The sequence below is a fragment of the Pseudomonas sp. Cab53 genome, assembly GCF_018325965.1.
Lineage (GTDB): Bacteria > Pseudomonadota > Gammaproteobacteria > Pseudomonadales > Pseudomonadaceae > Aquipseudomonas > Aquipseudomonas chlororaphis_E.
The window spans coordinates 5984889-6005503 of sequence record NZ_AP021902.1 but is presented as its reverse complement, the minus strand read 5'-3'; the positions used below and the strand labels follow the sequence as shown (position 1 = coordinate 6005503).

General features: G+C 63.3%; 21 protein-coding genes. 10 read left to right on the top strand and 11 right to left on the bottom strand.

Annotated features, from left to right (window positions below; translation table 11 throughout):
• Window positions 1-95 precede the first annotated feature (95 nt).
• Together KI241_RS26540 and KI241_RS26535 are read left to right on the top strand one after the other, a co-directional pair.
• Complete coding sequence (locus tag KI241_RS26540; RefSeq protein ID WP_212803147.1) at window positions 96-2072, top strand: methyl-accepting chemotaxis protein; 1977 nt, start codon at window positions 96-98, stop codon at window positions 2070-2072.
• A gap of 243 nt (window positions 2073-2315) precedes the next feature.
• A complete protein-coding gene (locus KI241_RS26535) occupies window positions 2316-3530 on the top strand; it encodes an aldose 1-epimerase family protein (protein ID WP_212803146.1) in 1215 nt (404 codons plus the stop codon).
• A 6-nt stretch (window positions 3531-3536) separates the two neighbouring features.
• Here KI241_RS26535 and KI241_RS26530 read toward each other — a convergent pair whose 3' ends face one another.
• Window positions 3537-5030, bottom strand: coding sequence for a YifB family Mg chelatase-like AAA ATPase (locus KI241_RS26530; protein ID WP_123579226.1), 1494 nt, complete (start codon window positions 5028-5030; stop codon window positions 3537-3539).
• A 353-nt stretch (window positions 5031-5383) separates the two neighbouring features.
• Here KI241_RS26530 and KI241_RS26525 point away from each other — a divergent pair, with 353 nt between their 5' ends.
• The gene (locus KI241_RS26525) at window positions 5384-7024 is read left to right on the top strand and encodes a methyl-accepting chemotaxis protein (protein ID WP_047735783.1); all 1641 of its coding nucleotides are present in this window, start codon (window positions 5384-5386) and stop codon (window positions 7022-7024) included.
• A 39-nt stretch (window positions 7025-7063) separates the two neighbouring features.
• Here the strand turns inward: KI241_RS26525 and KI241_RS26520 are convergent, their stop codons facing one another.
• A complete protein-coding gene (locus KI241_RS26520) occupies window positions 7064-7324 on the bottom strand; it encodes an accessory factor UbiK family protein (protein WP_212803145.1) in 261 nt (86 codons plus the stop codon).
• Between the two features lie 415 nt (window positions 7325-7739).
• Between KI241_RS26520 and glnK the strand changes: the two genes are divergently transcribed.
• The 4 genes from glnK to sutA all read left to right on the top strand — a co-directional run bounded on the left by glnK (window position 7740) and on the right by sutA (window position 10510).
• Window positions 7740-8078: a P-II family nitrogen regulator gene (glnK, locus tag KI241_RS26515; RefSeq protein WP_002555808.1), complete on the top strand. Its 339-nt coding sequence runs from the start codon at window positions 7740-7742 to the stop codon at window positions 8076-8078.
• Between the two features lie 33 nt (window positions 8079-8111).
• Window positions 8112-9446 (top strand): ammonium transporter, encoded by a 1335-nt coding sequence (locus KI241_RS26510; protein ID WP_212803144.1) that lies wholly within the window; start codon window positions 8112-8114, stop codon window positions 9444-9446.
• 212 nt (window positions 9447-9658) lie between these two features.
• The gene (locus KI241_RS26505; RefSeq protein WP_042731441.1) at window positions 9659-10084 is read left to right on the top strand and encodes a secondary thiamine-phosphate synthase enzyme YjbQ; all 426 of its coding nucleotides are present in this window, start codon (window positions 9659-9661) and stop codon (window positions 10082-10084) included.
• 102 nt (window positions 10085-10186) lie between these two features.
• Window positions 10187-10510, top strand: coding sequence for a transcriptional regulator SutA (sutA, locus tag KI241_RS26500; protein ID WP_014340827.1), 324 nt, complete (start codon window positions 10187-10189; stop codon window positions 10508-10510).
• 249 nt (window positions 10511-10759) lie between these two features.
• Here sutA and KI241_RS26495 read toward each other — a convergent pair whose 3' ends face one another.
• The 6 genes from KI241_RS26495 to KI241_RS26470 are packed head-to-tail and all read right to left on the bottom strand — an operon-like array spanning window position 10760 to window position 15367.
• Window positions 10760-11464, bottom strand: a complete 705-nt coding sequence (locus KI241_RS26495; RefSeq protein ID WP_123579223.1) for an HAD-IA family hydrolase — start codon at window positions 11462-11464, stop codon at window positions 10760-10762.
• Window positions 11461-12360, bottom strand: coding sequence for a tyrosine recombinase XerC (gene xerC, locus KI241_RS26490; protein WP_047735786.1), 900 nt, complete (start codon window positions 12358-12360; stop codon window positions 11461-11463). The genes KI241_RS26495 and xerC overlap by 4 nt, the downstream gene beginning before the upstream one ends.
• A gap of 2 nt (window positions 12361-12362) precedes the next feature.
• Complete coding sequence (locus tag KI241_RS26485) at window positions 12363-13088, bottom strand: DUF484 family protein (protein ID WP_042731444.1); 726 nt, start codon at window positions 13086-13088, stop codon at window positions 12363-12365.
• A 13-nt stretch (window positions 13089-13101) separates the two neighbouring features.
• Window positions 13102-13932 carry a diaminopimelate epimerase gene (dapF, locus tag KI241_RS26480; RefSeq protein ID WP_212803143.1) on the bottom strand — a complete coding sequence of 277 codons (831 nt, stop codon included), beginning with the start codon at window positions 13930-13932 and terminating at the stop codon, window positions 13102-13104.
• A gap of 4 nt (window positions 13933-13936) precedes the next feature.
• Entirely contained in the window at window positions 13937-15184 is a 1248-nt protein-coding gene (lysA, locus tag KI241_RS26475) for a diaminopimelate decarboxylase (RefSeq protein ID WP_042731446.1), read from the bottom strand.
• A 9-nt stretch (window positions 15185-15193) separates the two neighbouring features.
• Window positions 15194-15367, bottom strand: coding sequence for a lipoprotein (locus KI241_RS26470; protein WP_042731447.1), 174 nt, complete (start codon window positions 15365-15367; stop codon window positions 15194-15196).
• Between the two features lie 184 nt (window positions 15368-15551).
• Here KI241_RS26470 and cyaY point away from each other — a divergent pair, with 184 nt between their 5' ends.
• The 3 genes from cyaY (at window position 15552) to rnk (ending at window position 16811) form a co-directional block, all read left to right on the top strand.
• Window positions 15552-15884 (top strand): iron donor protein CyaY, encoded by a 333-nt coding sequence (gene cyaY / locus KI241_RS26465; protein WP_042731448.1) that lies wholly within the window; start codon window positions 15552-15554, stop codon window positions 15882-15884.
• A 4-nt stretch (window positions 15885-15888) separates the two neighbouring features.
• Window positions 15889-16107 (top strand): DUF1289 domain-containing protein, encoded by a 219-nt coding sequence (locus KI241_RS26460; protein WP_042731449.1) that lies wholly within the window; start codon window positions 15889-15891, stop codon window positions 16105-16107.
• A gap of 293 nt (window positions 16108-16400) precedes the next feature.
• The gene (gene rnk, locus KI241_RS26455) at window positions 16401-16811 is read left to right on the top strand and encodes a nucleoside diphosphate kinase regulator (RefSeq protein WP_047735787.1); all 411 of its coding nucleotides are present in this window, start codon (window positions 16401-16403) and stop codon (window positions 16809-16811) included.
• Between the two features lie 9 nt (window positions 16812-16820).
• On the opposite strand, the gene KI241_RS26450 is transcribed toward rnk, so the two are convergent.
• From KI241_RS26450 to KI241_RS26440, 3 genes are all read right to left on the bottom strand, one after another.
• Window positions 16821-19664: a class I adenylate cyclase gene (locus KI241_RS26450; RefSeq protein WP_212803142.1), complete on the bottom strand. Its 2844-nt coding sequence runs from the start codon at window positions 19662-19664 to the stop codon at window positions 16821-16823.
• Between the two features lie 177 nt (window positions 19665-19841).
• Window positions 19842-20087, bottom strand: a complete 246-nt coding sequence (locus tag KI241_RS26445; RefSeq protein ID WP_041022651.1) for a TIGR02647 family protein — start codon at window positions 20085-20087, stop codon at window positions 19842-19844.
• 163 nt (window positions 20088-20250) lie between these two features.
• The gene (locus tag KI241_RS26440) at window positions 20251-20535 is read right to left on the bottom strand and encodes a hypothetical protein (protein ID WP_042730387.1); all 285 of its coding nucleotides are present in this window, start codon (window positions 20533-20535) and stop codon (window positions 20251-20253) included.
• Window positions 20536-20615: the final 80 nt, after the last annotated feature.

Below are 20615 nucleotides of genomic sequence, written 5' to 3'. Positions count from 1 at the left end.
CTCGTTCAGAAAGGGCAAACCACCTACCTTATTTCGAAATAATGCCGAGCGTGCGACGTGATCAGGATGATCCAGAGTCTCGGCCAGGAGCCGTCATGTCCCAACCCCGTGCCCGGATCGCCTCACAGCTAGGCCTTGCCCTCGCCGTGATACTGGCGATCGTGATCTCCGGCAGTACCGTCTTCGCCTTGCGCTCGCTGGACACCGCCAACCTTGCCACCCGTGAAGAACACCTGGCCAGCGAAGCGCGCCTGATGGCCGACCAGCTCAATACGTTCCACGGCACCTTGCGTGAGAGCACGCAGCGTTTGGCCGGCCTGTTCGAAAAACGCTTCAGCGCGGGCCTGAGCGTGCACCCGGACCTGTCGGTGACCGTGGCAGGCGTGCAGACCCCCGGCTTGGACCTGGGCGGCGAAATGCTGAACAACAATTTCAAGGAAGTTGACGAGTTCAAGCAGATGACCGCCGGTACCGCCACGATATTCGTGCGCAGCGGCGACGACTTCATCCGCATCAGCACGTCGGTGGCCAAGCAGGACGGTTCGCGCGCCATCGGCACCGTGCTCGATCATGCCAGCCCGGCCTACGCCCGCCTGATGGGTGGGCAGAGCTACATCGGCCGTGTCCTGCTGTTCGGTCGTTACTACATGACCCAGTACAGCCCGGTCCGTGACAGCAGCGGCAAGATCATCGCCGCGCTCTATGTGGGGTTCGACTACACCGACGCGCAGAACGCGCAGTTCGAGAACCTCAAGCGTTTCCGCATCGGCAAGACCGGCTCGCTGGCCCTGCTGGATGAGCAAAACAAATGGCTGGTGCCACCGGCGGGCGTCCAGGCGCTCGATTCGGCGGTGACGACGGTCGTGGGCCTGGTGAAAACGCCGGGCAAGGGCGCGTTCTGGAGCGACACCGCCGAAGATTTCTACAGCGTCGCGGTGCCGTTCGAAGGCGGACCGTGGGCGGTCGTGGCGAGCATGCCGAAGGCTGAGATTCGCGAAGTGACCTGGAGCGTCGGCACGCAACTGGCCATTGGCAGCTTGCTGGCGATGTTGCTGGCGGTCGGCGCGGCGATGTGGCTGCTGCGCAGCAAGCTGGCTCCCCTGGGTGACCTGGTGCGCCAGGCCGAAGCGTTGGGTGCCGGCGACCTGAGCGTGCGCCTGAACGTGTCCAGTCACGACGAAATCGGCCAACTGGCCCGTGCGTTCAATCAGATGAGCCAGGCCCTGTCGACCATGGTCGAGCACATCCGCAAGGCCTCCCAGGAGGTCAACAGCCGGGCCCAGGCCCTGTCGGGCTTGTCCAGCGGTGCGTACGAGGGGATGGAGCAGCAGTCCGGCGAAATCACCAGCATGGCCGGCGCGGTGGAGGAATTCAGCGCTACGTCGTTGAACATTGCCGACAACATGGGCAACACCGAACGCCTGGCCCAGGAAAACGCCCAGCAGACGCGGATCGGCCGGACCTCGATGGATGAAGCCTCTTCGTCCCTGGAGCAGATCGCCGGCGCGCTGAACAGCACCGCCACGGTCATCAATACCCTGGGCCAGCGTTCCCAGGAAATCGGCGGCATTGTTGGCGTGATCACTTCGATCGCCGAGCAGACCAACCTGCTGGCCCTGAACGCCGCCATCGAAGCCGCCCGTGCCGGCGAGCAGGGGCGTGGGTTTGCCGTGGTGGCGGATGAAGTCCGTAGCCTGGCGTCTCGTACCCGGCAGGCCACGGACGAGATTTCCGGCATGATCAACAGCATCCAGCAGGAAACCGGCAACGCCATCAGCACCATGGAGCAAGGCAACCTGCTCATGCAGGAAGGCCTGTCGCGTAACGCCAACGTTGCTTCGGCCCTGGCACGCATCGACGAGCAGAGCCGCTCGGCTGGTCAGCAATTCGCCGCCATCACCACCGCCACCCAGGAACAAAGCAGCACCGCGACCTTGCTCAGCAGCAACTTGCAGAGCATCGCCATGGCCAACAGTGAGCAACGCCAGGTCGTCTCCAACCTGGCCCTCACCGCCAAGGAACTGGAAAAACTGGCCCAGGACCTGCGCCAAGAGGTTGATCGGTTCCGCTGAACCCTGGCGCCTGCCGCGAGCAAGCGTGCTCCCGATCACTGCTGTCCAGTGGGGGAGCGAGCCTGCTCGCGAAGGCAGCGTTATGGTCAGCCTCTGCTTTTGCGGAGTCCTCGCTGTCGCGAGCAGGCTCGCTCCCACCCGTTACGATGCTTTCCTTTTTTGGGGTTATGCGCGTTTTTAGGCTTGCTGAAACGTTTCTTCAAGTCTATAAAAACCGCACAACTCCAATAAAAGGCCAAGTCCATGACTCCGCTCAAACTGTTCGTCACCCTCGGCGCCTTGGGCGCTGCATCCCATGCCATGGCGTGGGACTACGTCCTGCTGGACACCGATAAAGCCGCTCAACCCTGGCAAGTCACCAGCCAGCAGTTGGGCGTGAAGACCGACAAACCCTTTTCCGTGACGATGCGCACCTTGCACGGTGGACGCCAGGAAGGCGTCAGCGTTGTCGACATCGACAACGGCGCCCTGAAGCTTTCTGTCGTGCCGACCCGGGGCATGAACGTGCTGCAGGCCTCGGTGGGGAGTGTGCGCATGGGCTGGGACTCTCCGGTCAAGGAAGTCGTCAACCCGGCCTTCATCGAGCTCAACGGCCGCGGCGGGTTGGGCTGGCTCGAAGGTTTCAACGAGCTGGTCACCCGCTGCGGCTACGAGTGGGTCGGCCACCCCGGCATGGATAACGGCGAGCTGCTGACCCTGCATGGTCGCGCTGCCAACATCCCGGCCAACAAGGTCACGTTGCACATCGATGAAAAACCGCCTTACGCCATCACCCTGCGGGGTGAGTTGAAGGAGCAGGCGTTCAAGAAGGTCGACTTCTCGGTACAGACCGAACTGGTGACCGAGCCCGGCAGCGTGACGTTCGCGCTCAGCGACACGCTCACCAACAACGGTGATTATCCGAAGGAATACCAGGCCCTGTACCACAGCAATTTCAGCACCCCATTCCTGGAGCAGGGCGCGCGGTTCGCGGCCCCGGTCAAGCAGGTCTCGCCGTTCAACGACAAGGCCAAGGGCGACCTGGCCGATTGGCAGACCTACCGCGCACCCACCAAGGATTACGATGAAACCGTCTACAACGTCGTGCCCTACGCCGACGCCAAGGGCGACACGCTCACCGTGCTGCACAACAAGGCCGGCAGCCTCGGTGTTTCGGTGGGCTTCAACACCGCCACGCTCCCGGTGTTCTCCCTGTGGAAAAACACCGACACCCAAGGCCAGGGCTACGTGACCGGGCTGGAGCCAGGTACCAGTTTTTCCTATAACCGCCACTATCAACGCCCGCTGGGCCTGGTGCCGACCATCGGGCCAAAAGAACACCGGCAGTTCCAGATCCACTACAGCCTGCTGGCGGACAAGGGTGCCGTGGACAAGGCCCTCAAGCGCATCGAGACCATCCAGAACGGCCAGAAGACCGAGGTGCGCGAAACGCCGCTGGTGGACCTGACCAAGCCCTGATGCGGCTCACGCTGTCGCGGGGCGGTACTGCAACGCTTCAGCCAGGTGCTCACGGCGAATGTTCACCGTCTGCTCAAGGTCGGCCAGTGTCCGGGCGACCTTGAGCAGACGGTGCGCCGCCCGTAGCGACAAGGTCAGTCGTTCACAGGCGGTTTCCAGCCAGGCTTCGTCGGGTGTGGATAACTTGCAATGCCGGCGCAGCCCCGGCAGGTCCAGGAAGGCATTGGCACAACCCTGGCGTCGGTGCTGCTGTTCTCTCGCCTGGGCCACCTGCTCGGCGACGCTGGCAGTGTCGTCGGTGGATTCGCGCTTGGGGTTCAGGGCCGTGGCTTCCCGGGCGACGGTCAGGTGCAGGTCGATGCGGTCCAGCAACGGGCCCGAGAGTTTGTTGCGATAGCGCTGCACCATGTCCGGCGTGCAGGTGCAACGGCCGCTGGGTTCGCCCAGGTAGCCGCAGGGGCAAGGATTCATCGCCGCCACCAATTGGAAGCGAGCGGGAAAACGCACCCGGTCACGGGCGCGGGATACCACGATGTGCCCCGACTCCAACGGCTCCCTCAACACTTCCAGGACCTTGCGGTCGAACTCCGGCAATTCATCGAGAAACAGCACGCCGTGGTGGGCGAGGGTGATTTCCCCGGGTTGTGGCTTGGATCCGCCACCCACCAGCGCCGGGCCGGAGGCGGAGTGATGGGGCTGGCGAAACGGGCGCTGCGGCCAGTGGCTCAGCGGCACGCAACTGGCCACCGACTGGATGGCCGCGACTTCCAGGGCCTCGCTCTCGGCCAGGGGCGGCAGCAAGCCTGGCAACCGACTGGCGAGCAGGGTCTTGCCGGTGCCCGGTGGCCCGCTGAACAGCAGGTTGTGCGCCCCGGCGGCGGCAATCAGCAAGGCCCGCTTGGCCCCGACCTGGCCTTGTACTTCATTCAGGTCGGGGTAGGGCTTGCTGGCGCAAAGCAGGCCGTTGGACACATAGGGCGGCACCGGGGTGTGGCCGTTGAAGTGGGCCACGGCTTCGAGCAGATGATCTACCGCGATCACCTTCAATCCTGAGGCGAGGCAGGCTTCCTCGGCGTTCGCCCGGGGCACCATCAGCGTGCGCCCGGCCGTGCGCGCCGCCAGCGCTGCGGGCAGCACCCCGCGCACCGGACGCACCGCGCCGGACAGCGCCAGTTCGCCAAGGCATTCCACGTCGTCCAGGGTCAGCGTCGGCACTTGCACGCTGGCCGCCAGGATGCCCAGGGCAATGGCCAGGTCGAAGCGCCCGCCGTCCTTGGGCAGGTCTGCCGGGGCCAGGTTGAGGGTGATGCGCCGCGCCGGGAAATTGAGCCCAGAATTGATGATCGCGCTACGGACCCGGTCCTTGCTTTCCTTCACCGCCGCTTCGGGCAGGCCGACCATCGTCAGCGACGGCAGGCCATTGGCCAAGTGAACTTCAACGGTAACGGCGGGAGCCTCCACCCCCACCTGGGCGCGGCTGTGGACGATGGCAAGCGACATGAATCGTTCCTTGAGTGAATAGGGAAGCCGCATCCTGCGGCCCCTGAAGGTTAGTCGCGCAATGGCGTTCAAGCGCGACCGTTGAAGGCGCAAATCTTGGCGAGATGTTGCAGGACGATGACTGCGCCTGGCATCGCGACGCGCCCTTGGAGTGCCCCGGCATCGATGCGGGGTGGCCGCGTGATCGTTGAAAAATCCATACGCTCATGCGCCGCCGTCCATTGTTGGCAATCTTTTACGGGCTGTAACATTTTTCGAAAATGGCAAAGAGCCATTAGCTCCTTGCCTGGCGTGACCCGGGGCGGGGGAATACCCACCTGAAGGGGCGCTCAAGGGCGCTCCATGAGAACCCGATGAACTGGATCAATGACGCGAAATTCTCGACCAAGCTGATCACCTCGTTCGTCCTGTGTGCGTTCATCACTCTGGCCGTGGGCATGCTGGGCGTCAGCGGCGTCGCGACCTTGTCCGCGCGCTTGCAGACCGTGTTCAACACCAACCTGGTGTCGGTCGCCAATACGGCGCAGACAAAGACCAAGGCCGTTGGCCAGACGCGTGACATGTACCGCCTGTATGTCGCCACCGCCGGCAATGCCCCGCAAAGCATGAAGGATGAATTCCTGGCCTCGATGAAAGCCAATCAGTTGGCCAGCGAACAGGCATTCGCCGAGTACCGCAAAGGTCGCCTGGCCGAGGATGAGCGCCTGGCCGGCGACCAGGTGGCCCGCGATTGGCCGGTCTACCAGGCCATGGTGCAACGATACGTGGCGATGATGGCGGCCGGCGACCTGGAGAACGGGCGTGCCCTGCTGCTGGGCGACTTGCAGAAAACCTACCGCAAGGTAATGGACCAGTTGACCATCATGATCGACTCCAATGATCGCCAGATCAGCGAAAGCGCCCAGGACGCCGCCCGCCAGGAGGTGTCGGCCCGGACGATCCTGTACAGCGGCATCGCCATCGCGTTTGTCGCGGCGCTGTTGCTGGGGATGTTCATCAGCCGCGTGATCAGCCAGCCGATTGCCGTCGCACTCGACTGTGCCGAGCGCATCGCCCAAGGCGACCTGACCCAGCACATCACCCGTCGTCGCCGTGACGAGGCCGGCCAGTTGCTTGCGGCCCTTGGCGACATGCAGGCCAGCCTGAAGACCACGCTCCAGCAGATCGCCAGTGCTTCGGACCAGTTGGCCTCCGCGGCCGAGGAGTTGACGGCGGTCACTGACGACGGCAGTCGCGCCTTGATCCGGCAGAATGATGAAATCCAACAGGCGGCCACCGCCGTGACCGAGATGACGTCAGCGGTAGAGGAAGTCGCCCGCAATGCCGTGTCCACTTCCCAGGCGTCCCAAGCGACCAGTGCCCAGGCCAGCAGCGGACGTGACCAGGCGCGCAGCGCGGTGCAGGCGATCGATCATGCGACCCAGGAAATCACCTCGTCCACCGGGCTGGTCCGAGACCTGGCGGTACAAGTGCGTGATATCGGCAAGGTGTTGGATGTGATCCGGGGGATCGCCGAGCAGACCAATTTGTTGGCCCTCAACGCGGCCATCGAGGCGGCCCGGGCCGGGGAACAGGGGCGTGGCTTTGCTGTGGTCGCCGACGAGGTTCGCGCCCTGGCGGCGCGCACCCAGGCGTCTACCGGTGAGATCGAGGGCATGATCCTCGCGGTGCAGGACCGAGCCGACGGCGCGGTCGATGCCATGGGCAAGAGCCAGGCGCTGGTCACCCAGACCCAGGGGCTGGCCCGGGCCACTGGCCAGGCGTTGGAGCAGATCGCCGATGGGATCGCGCAGATCAACGACCGTAACCTGGTCATCGCCACGGCGTCCGAGGAGCAGGCCCATGTGGCCCGTGAGGTGGACCGCAACCTGGTGAACATCCAGGATCTCTCGACCCAGACCGCGGCGGGGGCGAACCAGACCAATGCGTCGAGCCAGGCGCTGTCCGGCCTGGCGCTGTCATTCAATACGCTGGTCAGCCGTTTTCGTCTCTAATCCCCGTTGCATGCGCGCCGGGGCGTGGCTCCGGGCGGTTTACTCCGCGGTCGGCGTCAGTCGCGCTTCCAGCTCCGCGACCTTCGCCTCCAGGCTTTCCAGGCGCGCCCGGGTGCGGGCCAGCACCACCATCTGACTGTCGAATTCCTCCCGGCTCACCAGGTCCAGCTTGCTGAACCCGCTTTGCAGCAAGGCCTTGAGCTGGCTTTCGATTTCGCTCTTGGGCAACGGCGTGTCACCGCTCATGAGGCGGGCGGCATGGCCGCTCAGGGCGTCGAGGAGGTCTTTTGGCGCAAGCATGGCAAGTGTCCTGAAAACGATGGCGGGCAGTGTACCACGCAGTGTCTATAGTCAATTCCCGCAGGCGGGGATGCACGCTTTTCGCGCACGCGGGCGGGCGTCTTCGCACTGTTGTTGTGCGTATCGCCGCGGTTCATCACGTGATGCAGGTACAGGTGTGGGGTAAGGGATTGAAAACAGAGGGTTTGGGCACAGATGGCAAGGTTTCTGCTTAGAGGCTGATGACCCATGCACTGATGCAGTCGCTGTGACGAATGCAGTGCAGCAGGCGAAGCGGGGAGCTTCGCCAGGATCGGTTAGCTGGCACCTGTCGGGCAACTTGGGCCGACGACGCGTTACAAAGCCAGGCACTGCGCTTAGACTTGAGTCGGGTTTGTTTTCCTGGGGCAAGTCCACCAATTCGGGAGAGAGTTTCATGAAGCTAGTCACTGCCATCATCAAGCCGTTCAAGTTGGACGACGTGCGCGAGTCGTTGTCCGAGATCGGCGTGCAGGGCATTACCGTTACTGAGGTCAAAGGCTTCGGGCGGCAGAAAGGTCACACCGAGCTGTATCGCGGCGCGGAATACGTGGTCGATTTCCTGCCCAAGGTGAAGATCGATGTCGCCATTGACGACAAGGATCTGGACCGTGTGATCGAAGCGATCACCAAGGCCGCCAACACCGGCAAGATCGGTGACGGAAAGATCTTCGTGGTCAATCTGGAACAGGCTATTCGCATCCGTACCGGCGAAACCGATACCGACGCCATCTAAGCCGCCAAACCCAACGCCCCAGGAGAAAACAATATGACTCTGCGTAAATTCGCAGGGCTAGGAGCCCTGTTGTCCTTCGTAATGCCTGGCCTGGCCATGGCGGAAGAAGCGGCAGCCCCCGTCCTCAACTCCGGCGACACCGCCTGGATGCTGACGGCCACCATTCTTGTTCTGTTCATGACCATTCCCGGCCTGGCGCTGTTCTATGGCGGCATGGTCCGGTCGAAAAACCTTCTTTCCGTGATGATGCAGTGCTTTGCCATTACCGGTCTGATCAGTGTGTTGTGGGTCATCTATGGCTACAGCATCGCGTTCGACACCACCGGCATGGAGCAGGGCGTCGTCAATTTCAATTCCTTCATCGGCGGCCTGGGCAAGGCGTTCCTGGCGGGCGTGACCCCGGCGAGCATCACCGGTCCAACGGCGCTGTTCCCGGAAGCGGTGTTCATCACCTTCCAGATGACGTTCGCCATCATCACCCCGGCCCTGATCGTCGGTGCCTTTGCCGAGCGCATGAAGTTCTCCGCCATGCTGGTCTTCATGGGCATCTGGTTCACCCTGGTCTACGCGCCGATCGCGCACATGGTCTGGTCCGGTAACGGCGGCCTGTTGTGGGACTGGGGCGTGCTGGACTTCGCCGGCGGCACCGTGGTGCACATCAACGCCGGTATCGCGGGCCTGGTGGCGTGCCTGGTACTGGGCAAGCGCAAGGGCTTCCCGACCACGCCGATGGCACCGCATAACCTGGGCTACACCCTGATGGGCGCGGCCATGCTGTGGGTCGGTTGGTTCGGCTTTAACGCCGGTTCCGCCGTCGCCGCCAATGGCACCGCCGGCATGGCGATGCTGGTGACTCAGATCGCCACCGCTGCGGCAGCACTGGGCTGGATGTTTGCCGAGTGGATCACCCACGGCAAGCCAAGCGCGCTGGGCATCGCCTCGGGCGTGGTCGCGGGCCTGGTGGCCATCACGCCGGCGGCCGGCACCGTGGGCCCGATGGGCGCCCTGGTCATCGGCCTGGCGGCGGGCGTGGTGTGCTTCTTCTGCGCCACCACCCTCAAGCGCAAGCTTGGCTACGACGACTCCCTGGACGCCTTCGGCGTGCACGGCATCGGCGGTATCCTCGGCGCGATCCTCACCGGCGTGTTCGCGGCCCCGGCCCTGGGTGGCTTCGGCACCGTGACCGACATCGCCGCACAAGTATGGATTCAAGCCAAAGGCGTGGGCTTCACGGTGATCTACACCGCGATCGTCACTTTCATCATCCTAAAGGTGCTGGACGCTGTCATGGGTCTGCGTGTCTCCGAGGAAGAAGAGGCGGTGGGCCTGGACCTGGCGCAACACAACGAGCGTGGCTACAACCTGTAAGTGCACGCGTTAAAAATTGCCCGGTTCGCCGGGCATTTTTTTGCCTGGAATTTGTCACTGCCCATAAGGCAGGCCGGTTTTTCCGACGCCTTTTGTTGTATAGGCGACATGGGCTTTTCTGCCGCCAAAGGCTTACATGGAGGCAAGAATATTAGGCCCTTTGTTTTTTTTCAGAGCGCGCTAGAATGCGCGCCGAGCGTGCGGAGAAGTGTATGTGGCAACAGACGCTGATTACCCTGCGGGCACGGCCCCGGGGCTTTCATCTGGTGACGGACGAGTTGCTCGCCGGCCTGCCTGAACTCCGGGCGTGCCGTGTCGGTCTGTTGCATCTGTGGCTGCAGCACACCTCGGCTTCGTTGACGATCAACGAGAACGCCGATCCGGCGGTACGTCGAGACTTCGAACGATTTTTCAATCGGCTGATCCCACAAGGAACCGCCGATTACGAGCACAACGACGAAGGCCTGGACGACCTCCCGGCGCACTTCAAGGCGAGCGTGCTCGGTTGTCAGCTGACCCTGCCGGTGACGGCTGGACGGCTGGCGTTGGGGACCTGGCAAGGTGTTTATCTGGGCGAGCACCGTGATCATGGCGGTGCTCGTAAAGTCCTCGCCACGCTATACGGTGAAGGGGCATGACCGCTGGTTGACGGCGGATGTTGAATTTTTTCTGGCAGCCTTCGAACAGATGGCGAAGCTGGGCTATAACTAATCTGCTTTTCGCAAGTCATGAGGTAGAACATGAGCGACGATGATCTGGAAAACGACGACCTCGAAGTAGGCGACGAAGACGAGACCGAAGAAGGCCTGGAGGCGGCAGCTGAAGACGTTGCCGATGACGATGGTGCCGATGTCCCGGCTCCCACCGCCAAAGGCAAGGCCAAGGCAGCGGTGTCGGTCGACGAGTTGCCGAGCGTAGAGGCCAAGAACAAGGAGCGTGACGCACTCGCCAAGGCCATGGAAGAATTCCTGGCCCGGGGTGGAAAGGTGCAGGAAGTGGAAGCCAACGTGGTCGCCGACCCGCCCAAGAAACCCGACAACAAATACGGCAGCCGCCCTATTTGAGTTCTGCTTCTTGCTTGCTGAAAAAGCCCGCCGTCGCTGCGGGCTTTTTCATGGGTGCGATTCTATTCCCGGCCAGACGCAGTCCCTGTGGGAGCGAGCTTGCTCGCGATAGCGATGGGTCTGTTGGGATTGATGTTGGACGTGCCGCCGTCATCGCGAGCAAGCTCGCTCCCACAGATTTCTTTGCCAGGCGGGGAGCTGCGGGACACAGCCGCTCCCACAGAGGGTTTGGCGGCTGTGAGGCAGGGTTCAGGGTTGGCTATGCCACCCGGCCAGTAACCTCGGCAGTTCGGTCAGGCTGCGAATCTCCGCATCTGGCGCATGTTCGGCATCCCAGGCCTTGCCCGTCGGGTTGAACCAAACCGCCCGCAGGCCGGCTTGCTGGGCACCGGCGATGTCGTCGCCGGGGTGGTCACCGATGTGCACGGCGGTCTGGGGCGTGGCACCGCCGCGTTGCAGGGCTTCGTGGAACAGTTGGGCGTCGGGTTTGGCGATGCCGATGTCCTCGGCGCACAAGGCAAACTTGAAATAATCGGCCAGCCCCAGGCGGCGCACGTCGGCGTTGCCGTTGGTGACCACGCCCAGGCTGAACTGATTGGCGAGGATTTCCAGGGTGGGCTGTACCTCGGGAAAGATCTCCAACTGATGGCGGGCATGCAGGAACGCCTCGAACCCCTGGTCCGCCAGCTCCGACGCTTGCCACTGGTCATAGCCGGCTTCCTGCAACGCACGGAACAGCACGCGCCGGCGCAACGCACTGATGCGATGCTTCAGGCCGGGTTCTTCGCGCAACACCTGCTCGCGAATCGAGAACAGATGCTCCACTGGCAAGCCGCCCAGGTTCGGTGCGTTGTCGGTCAGCCATTGGCGCAGGACGGCCTCGGCGCTGGCGATCACCGGGGCGGTGTCCCACAGGGTGTCGTCCAAGTCGAAAGTGATGAGCTTGATGGTCATGATTCGTCGCCCTTGATGCGTTTGGCCCTGGGGTGGGCACTGTCATAGACCGTCGCCAGGTGCTGGAAGTCCAGGTGGGTATAGATCTGTGTGGTCTTGATGTCCGAGTGGCCGAGCAGTTCCTGGACGGCGCGCAAGTCCTGGGAGGACTCCAGCAGATGGCTGGCAAAGGAATGCCGAAGCATGTGCGGATGCAGGTTCTGGCCCAGTTCGCGCTCGCCGGCGGCCTTGACCCGTAGCTGAATCGCCCTCGGGCCGAGGCGCCGCCCCTGCTGGCTGATGAAGACCGCATCGTCGGCGGGATTGGCCAGCGCGCGAAGCGCCAGCCATTGTTCCAGCGCCTCGCGGGCCTTGCGGCCGATGGGCAGCAGGCGGGTCTTGCTGCCTTTGCCGAGCACCTGGACCATGCCGTCGGCGAGGTCCAGTTGGTCCAGGTTCAGCCCGGTCAGCTCCGAGAGCCGGAGGCCGGAAGAATAGAACAGCTCGAGAATCGCCTGGTCCCGCCGCGCCAGGAAGTCATCCTCGACGGCGCCTTCGAGCAATTGCAGGGTGCGGTCGGTGTCGAGGGTCTTGGGCAGTCGGCGTTCGCCCTTGGGCGGCGCCAGACCGGTGGCCGGGTCGTGATCGCACAGGCCTTCGCGGTTGAGGTACTGGTACAGGCCACGCACCGCCGAGAGCAGGCGCGCCAGGCTGCGGGACGATTGCCCCTGTTGATGCAGGCGAGCGACCAGGCTGCGCAGGCGTTGGATGTCCAGCGCCGACCAGCTGCCGATGTTCTGCTTCTGGCACCAGCCCAGCACTTTTTCCAGGTCGCGGCGATAGGCTGCCAGCGTGTGGGGCGACACCTGGCGCTCACTGCGCAGGTGTTCGCAGTAGGCGTCCAGTTGCCGTTCCATGGTCAGCGTACCGAGCGCAGCGAACCGGCGACCCGAGGCAGCACGCGGCCGGTGACTTCGGCGATGTAGCTCAGAAACAGCGTGCCCACCGAGCTCTTGTAGTGCTGCGGGTCACGGCTGGCGATGGCCAGCACGCCGTGCACGCCCTGGTGGGCGATGGCGACGACGGCGGTGGAGCCGATCTGTTTGCGTTGTTCTTCGCCGAACAGGAAGTCCAGTTCATGTTCGCGCAGGCTGCCACTGACGCTCTTGTTCTCCGTGAGCAGGCCGCCAATGGCGGTCTGCGCTTCGGCGTGGGTCACCCAGCGGCCCACCGGCATGGCGTTGTCGCCGAACAGGATCAGGCTGACGAAGGGCACCTGGAAATCCTGGCGCAGGCTGTCTTCGACGCTCATGACCAGGTCTTCGAGGGTGCTGGCGTCCATCAGCGCCAGGATCAGCCGACGGGTCTTGTCGAAGAGCCGGTCGTTGTCCCGTGCCACGTCCATCAGGTGGGACAGGCGGTGGCGCATTTCAATGTTGCGCTCACGCAGGATCTTCATCTGGTGCTCCACCAGCGACACGGTGTCGCCGCGCCGGTGAGGGATGCGCATCGTTGCCAGCAATTCTTCGTGCCCGACGAAGAAGTCCGGGTGGGCCTCCAGGTAGGCGGCCACGGCCGCGGCTTCTGGAAGCGGGCTCGGAGTGTCGTCGGGCGGCGTCGCTGGAACCTGTGGCTTGTCGGTCATGGGGTTGGCTCACTCAAAGACGAACTTGTCCTTCGTATACGCGCACTGCCGGGCCGGTCATGATCACCGGTTGGCCAGGGCCTGCCCATTCGATGGACAGGCGCCCGCCAGGCAGGTCGATCAGCAAAGGCGAATCCATCCACCCCTGGCTGATCGCCGCAACTGCGGCCGCACAGGCTCCGGTGCCGCAAGCCTGGGTTTCCCCGACGCCGCGCTCCCACACGCGCAACTGCGCGCGGTGACGGTCGATGACTTGCAGGAAACCGACGTTCACCCGTGCTGGAAAGCGTGGGTGGTGTTCGATTTTCGGTCCCAGCTCATGCGCCGGCGCGCTGTTGATATCGCTCACGCGCAACACGGCATGGGGGTTGCCCATGGACACCGCGGCCAGTTCCACCGGGGTGCCTTCGACATCGACCTGGTAACTCAGCGCCTGGGCGGGTGCCTTGAACGGAATGTCCGCCGGCACCAGGCGCGGGGCGCCCATGTTGACGCTGATCTGGCCGTCGTTGCGCACATCCAGCTCGATGATGCCGCTCTTGGTCTCGACGCGGATCTGTCGCTTGGCGGTCAGGCGCTTGTCCAGCACGAAGCGGGCGAAGCAGCGCGCGCCATTGCCGCATTGCTCCACTTCCGAACCGTCGGCGTTGAAGATCCGATAGCGGAAGTCCACGTCCGGGTTGTTCGGCGCCTCGACGATCAGCAACTGGTCGAAGCCGATGCCGGTGTGCCGGTCACCCCAGAGCTTGGCGTGCTTGGGCAGAATGTGCGCGTGCTGGCTGACCAGGTCGAGGACCATGAAGTCATTGCCCAGGCCGTGCATCTTGGTAAAACGCAGCAGCATGGTTTTACTCCGGCAGCAGGCTTTCGCCGGCAAACAACTCGGCTACCGTCTCGCGGCGACGCACTTCGAAAGCCTGGTCACCGTCCACCAGCACCTCGGCGCAGCGGCCGCGGGTGTTGTAGTTGGAGCTCATGACAAAACCGTAGGCACCGGCCGAATGCACGGCCAGCAGGTCGCCTTCTTCCAGCGCCAGTTCCCGACCCTTGGCCAGGAAATCACCGGTCTCGCAGATCGGCCCGACGATATCGTAGTTGCGGGTCGCGCCATCGCGCGGGCGCACGGCGGTCACGTCCATCCAGGCCTGGTACAGCGCCGGACGGATCAGGTCGTTCATGGCCGCGTCGACGATGGCGAAATCCTTGTGCTCGGTGTGCTTGAGGTATTCGACCTCGGTCAGCAGCACGCCGGCGTTGGCGACGATGTAGCGGCCTGGCTCGAACATCAGCGCCAGGTCACGCCCTTCGAGTCGTTCACGCACGGTCTTGATGTACTCGGCCACCTGCGGCGGTTGTTCGTCGCGATAGCGCACGCCGACACCGCCACCGAGGTCGATGTGACGCAGGTAGATGCCGCAGTCGCCGAGGCGGTCGACCAGCGCCAGCAGGCGGTCGAGGGCATCGATGAAGGGTTCCAGGGTGGTCAGCTGCGAGCCGATGTGGCAATCGACGCCCAGCACTTCCAGGTTCGGCAGTTGGGCAGCGCGCACGTAGACGTCTTCGGCGTCGGCAATGGCGATGCCGAACTTGTTTTCCTTGAGACCGGTAGAAATGTACGGGTGGGTGCCGGCGTCGACGTCCGGGTTCACGCGCAGGGAGATCGGCGCGCGCACGCCCAGCTCGGCGGCGACGATTTGCAGGCGCTCCAGCTCGTCGGTGGACTCGATGTTGAAGCAGTGCACGCCCACTTCCAAGGCGCGGCGCATGTCTTCACGGGTCTTGCCGACGCCGGAAAATACGATCTTGTCGGCGCTGCCGCCCGCGGCCAGCACGCGTTCGAGTTCGCCACCGGAAACGATGTCGAAGCCGGCGCCCAGGCGCGCCAGGACGTTGAGCACGCCCAGGTTCGAGTTGGCCTTGACGGCGAAACAGACCAGGTGCGGCATGCCAGCGAGGGCATCGGCGAAGGCCAGGTACTGGGCTTCGATATGGGCGCGGGAATAAACGTAGGTCGGCGTGCCAAAGCGCTCGGCGATCGCGGACAGGGCAACCCCTTCCGCGAACAGCTCCCCGCCACGGTAGTTAAAAACGTCCATGGCGTTCCCTTAGTAAGTGGTGGTGTGGGTGTCGTGCGCGTGGGACTTGGACTGCGACGACTTGGCCTGCTCTTCAGGGGACTTGCTCTCGTCAGGCAGGTACAGCGGACCTTTTTGACCACAAGCTGTTACAAGGCAGGCAACCGCGACGAGCGCAGCAAGGGAAGAGATCAGGCGCTTCATGGCGAAATCCTTGAAAATGCGTTAATTGCGCCGGAGTATACCGGCCACCCGGCGCCTTGCCTATGCAACGGGGCGCCCGTCCGGCGGCGCTGGGGGTCGTCGATGGGTTATCCTTTGCAATCATCAGGCAGCGCCCGTATCTTGCGGCGCTTGAGCATGAGCTGACATTTTCGAGGTTGCCGCAATGAGTTTGACTGAAGCCCGTTTCCACGATCTGGTCGATGCGACCCAGCAAACGCTGGAAGATGTGTTCGACGACAGCGAGTTGGACATCGACCTGGAAAGCTCCGCCGGTGTGCTCACCGTGAAGTTCGAGAACGGCAGCCAGTTGATCTTCAGTCGCCAGGAGCCGTTGCGCCAGTTGTGGCTGGCGGCGGTGTCCGGCGGCTTCCACTTCGACTACGACGAGGAAAGCGAGCGCTGGATGTGCGACAAGAGCGAGGAGCAGCTGGGTGAGATGCTCGAACGCATTGTCGAGGCGCAGGCTGGGGTGAAGCTCGATTTCGAAGGCCTCTGACAGCGTGAGCCAGACCGCTGCGGCGCGCCCGCCCAAGCCGCTCTACAGCAACGTCAGCCCTGCCGTGCCATCGCCGTGCACCAGCGTGTGCAAGCTGGACGAGCAGAAAGTCTGTCTCGGCTGTTTCCGCCATGTGGAGGATATCCGTGAATGGCGCTCGGCCGACGACGCGCGCCGGCGGGTGATCTGTGCCGAGGCGGCCAGACGCAAATCCCAAGTGTAATCATTTGTGGCGAGGGGATTTATCCCCGCTGGGGTGCGAAGCAGCCCTGAAACCTGACGCCTCGGTGTGCCAGATAGAGCACTTTGGGGCTGCTTCGCAGCCCAACGGGGATAAATCCCCTCGCCACAATAGTTTACTTCTGACGCAAACAGTGCAGCCGCCTGTGGGTTGTTTATTTATTGAGCTGTGGTAGTGTCCGGCAACGCCTCAACTCATCGAGGCCCGTGAAAACCCCGTCTTCTTGTGGCGGGGTTTTGCTTTTTTCGTGCAGAAGAAAGGAGTCTGCCTGAATCATGACCGCACCTGCCATCACCCTTACCCGCCTGGACGTACAGCGTCTGGAGCGCCTGATCGACAGCCTTGATGACACCTTGCCCGGCGTCATCGCGTTGCAGACCGAACTGGATCGCGCCGAGGCCCTGGTGGGCCACGATGAAGTGCCGGCCGATGTCGTGACCATGAATTCGCGGGTGCACTGCCGTGAAGAGAGCAGTGGCAAGGACTATCACCTGACGCTGGTCTACCCACAGGACGCCAATGCCGACGAAGGCAAGATCTCGATCCTGGCGCCCGTGGGCAGCGCCTTGCTGGGCCTGAAGGTCGGCCAGCACATCGACTGGCCGGCGCCGGGTGGCAAGACACTGAAGTTGACCTTGCTGGACGTCGAATACCAGCCCGAGGCCGGCGGTGACTTCCACCTCTGAGGCGAGCCCTCAGACCAGGGCCAGCGCCTCGTTCAGCGCGCGTTCGAGGTCGGCCTTGTAGCGCAGGTACAGATTGCTTGAACAGGCGCCGTCACCCACCAGCCCCGAGAGGTCCAGGTCGGTGATGTAGCAGCGATAGCGCTGGGCCTCGCGGCGCTGCTCGACGATCTCCCGGGCGACCACGCGAAACAGCTGGTCGCCATGCTCCAATTCGGAAAATTCCTGCTGGTCGCAATACAGCGTCACGTGCACCTGCCCGTGGGTCGCCTTGCCGATGATTGCCTGCACGTCATAGAACGGTTTGTTCTGCGGTGTCTGCGGCGCTTGCCGCGATTCGATCCGCCGCGCCCGGCCTGGGCCTGACGGCAGGAGCTGGTAGTACAGGGTTTCCAGGGGCAGCGGTTGGGCGGCCTCGATCGGTAGCAGCGCGTCGCGGCGGTACAGCACCGATTGCAGGAAGCGCTGCAAAGGCACCAGCAGGCTGTGCTCATCGTGATACGGCAAGCGTTGCTGCCACAGGGCATTGAGCTCATCGAGCACGTACAGATCGGCATCGTCGTCGTTGACCCGGTAGAACACCTGGATGCACTCGGGCTGCCCCATGGGCAGGACCAGCGCCAGGTCGTGGTCTTCCAGGGCCATCGAGTCCAGGTGCAGCGGACTGTAGGCGCTCAGTTCCTCGCCCAGGTAATCCATCAGCGCCGACTGGCTGCCCAGCGCCACGTGATTGACCTGGCCGGGCAGCAATTCCAGCACGTGATAGTGCTGCTGGACCTGAAGCAGGTAGCGGTAGTTGAGCCGGCTCAGCAGCAGGGTCTGCGCGGTTTCGAAGACCTCTTCGACCCGGCGGGCAATGAACTGGGCACGGTTGTGGCAGAAGCAGCGCACCTGCAAGCGCGGCTGGTTTTGCGTGGCGGGCAGGTCGTTGAGGTAGTCGCGCAAGCAATCGAGCAACGCATGCTCGCCGTCGAAACGGTTGACCAGCACTTCGTTCCAGCTGTTGAGCGTGACCTGGTCGAGGGTCAGCACCAGGTTTTCCCGGACCCCGGCGTAACTCAGGGAGTCGGTGCGCTCGGTGGTCATCAGGATATTCAGGTCGCGGTGGTGCTTGAGCGGATCGACGCCGACGTTTACCAGGATCAGCACTTCGCTGGGTACGCTGGCGCGCAGCAGTCGCTCTTCGTCGACCGTGGCCAGAGGCAGGGCGATGGACTGTTGCAGGCTGCCCAGCAAGTTGAACAGCTCGAACTCGCTCAGGTCGCTGCTGCCTGGGTGCAAGGCCAGGCGCGTGCTGCTGTCGATCACGCCGTTGCGATGGCACCAGGTCAACAGCTCCAGCAGCTCGCGGCTGCGCTTGATCGGCGCGAAGTTCTCCCACTCCAGGGCGTTGAGGCTGCCGTTGTACAAGCCCCACTGGTTTTGCCCAGGCTCTTTCTTGTTCGGCGACTGGATCAGCGTCAGGGTGTCTTCGGCCAGGTCCGGGGCGATGCCGGGGTTGATGAACTCGACCTTGTCGGCCTTGCGCTCGAACGCCGCGTACAGCCGTCGTCCAAGGACATTGAGATCGCGCTTGTTGATCAGGCTGACGGTCTTTTCGGTGCGGGCGAACTGGGACAGGAAGCGGTAGCTGTGGGTCAGCTCGTTGACCAGGGCCCGCCGCTCATGGCTGACCTGGCGCACTTTCCATTGGCTGCGGCTGTCCAGCAGCGCCAGTTGCCGCTGGTCCCAGCCCCATTCCCGAGCCAGGCGCTCGAGCAGCACCCGTTGCCAGCCGCCGCTGCGTACCTGGCCGGTGAGTTTGCGATTGACCTTCAGGTACAACGCCCGGCGGATCAGCTCCAGGCGTTCGGGTTCGCCACGGGCATTGAGGTATTCCTCGAGGCGGCGGTAGACCACCATGTAGGGGTCCAGCTCTTCCAGGTCCAGGCGATTGGCAAACACCGCCTGCTTGAAGCGCAGGCTCAGGCAGCGCACATCCGGGTGTTCGCTGGCGTACACCTCGGTCAGCAGCAGCTTGAGCACAGACTTGTAGGGTGATTCGATGCCCTTGAACAACTGCCAGAGCCCGGCCCCGATGAACTCTCCCGGTGGGATGTAGGCCATATGGCCCAAGTCCAGGGTCTCGTCGGCGCGAATGAAACGCTTGGAAAGCAACGTATGGGTGTATTGCTCATAGTTGTCTTCCTCGTAGACCGGCACCAGCCACCAGATGGGCGTGCGCCCGGCCAGCCAGATCGCGGTGCGGTAGAACTCGTCCAGCAGCAGGTAATGCTGGGTCGTGCCGCAGTCGTCGGAGCTGAGCTGGTTGTCGCGCTCGCCGCGCACGAAGCGCACCGGGTCGATCAGGAAAAAGTGCGCCTCGGCGCCCTGGGTCGCGGCCCAGGCTTCCAGCAACTGGCATTTCTTGCGCAGCTCGGCCAGTTCGTCGTCGCTCAAGTCCGGGCCGTGGCAGACCCACACGTCCATGTCGCTCTGGTCGGCCTGGGCCAGGGTGCCCAGGCTGCCCATCAGGAACAATCCATGGATCGGTCGCGGCGGATTGCTGCCGTGGCGCGGCTTGTAGGAAAACGAACGGGTCAGGCGCTGGGCCTCTGCGAGCACGTTGGCATCGGGTTCGTAATTCGACAGCCCCGCGGGCGTGCTGCCGGAGACGTAGCCAGGCAGCAGCGGATGGTTGACGTGGAAGAACAGTGGCAACAGCGTCAGCACGCCTTGCTGGCGCGGGGACAGGCCTTCCAGGGCGCGCTCCATCCGGACGCTGTTGAGCTTGAGAAAACGTGCGCGCAACTGGCTCAGGACCTTGCGGTCGATTCCCTCGTCCAGATCAGGGCGTATTTCATGGTTGCGGGTCATGTCGGCTCAAACCGGCTCGCGGCGTCGAACGTGGGAAATCAGGGGGTGATGGCAGTTTAGCGTCCGGGCTCGGGAATTCTTAAGCTGAAAGTCGATTGGGATGTCAGATTTTTCACGCAAGACGCCTGCGCCTGCGGAAATCCGGCCAGGCAGATTTCCGTGGGCGACAGGGGCGAATCAGGCGGCTTCTTGGACGCTGAGAATCGTCAGGACGGTTTGGACATTCTGCGCGGCGTCCCGACCCAGGCTGGTCAGGTAACCACCGTCGGGTTGGGTGATCAGTTCTTTTTCATACAGGCGTTGGGCGGCGGCAATGGCCTTGGGGGCAGCGGTCTGATGAATTTTCAGGCCTTCCTGGGAACTGTCCAGGTTGAAGAGTGCAAGGATTTCCAGTTCGGCAACCAACTCAGGGGTAAGCGACATAAGGACTCCAGACTTTCTAGGAATTGGGTCGACAGCGTCACTAAGGTGAGCGCACTCGGCCGAGCTGTCCAGTGCCAGGGTCATGCTTTTTTTGTTTTGGGGAGGGGGGCCAGTGTTCTGTCAGGCTAAATCCCCTCGCCACAGGAGCATCTGCACCTGTCGTTCAGTTCTTTTCCGGCGGCAGCTCAGGCAGGGCGCGCAGTGCGGCTTCGTACCATTGGGTATCGAACGGGCGGTCTTCTTCCAGGATCGCATCGATCTCCACTGCCAGCACATGGGCCATCAGGTTGAGGATGTCTTCGCGCTCATAACCGACCAGGGTCAACTTGTTGAAAGTGGCTTTGGCCGCAGGCGGATTGTCACTTTCGATCTGGTTTTCGATGGCCTGGATCAGCGTGTTTTCAACGAATTCTTCTTCGTCGTTATCGATATCGGTTGGCTCGCTCATGGCCGGCTCCTGTCAGAAAGGTCGCCAGTTTACCTGCATTCAGCGCCGTGATGCGCCTGGCGAGAAACGTCCGCGCAGTC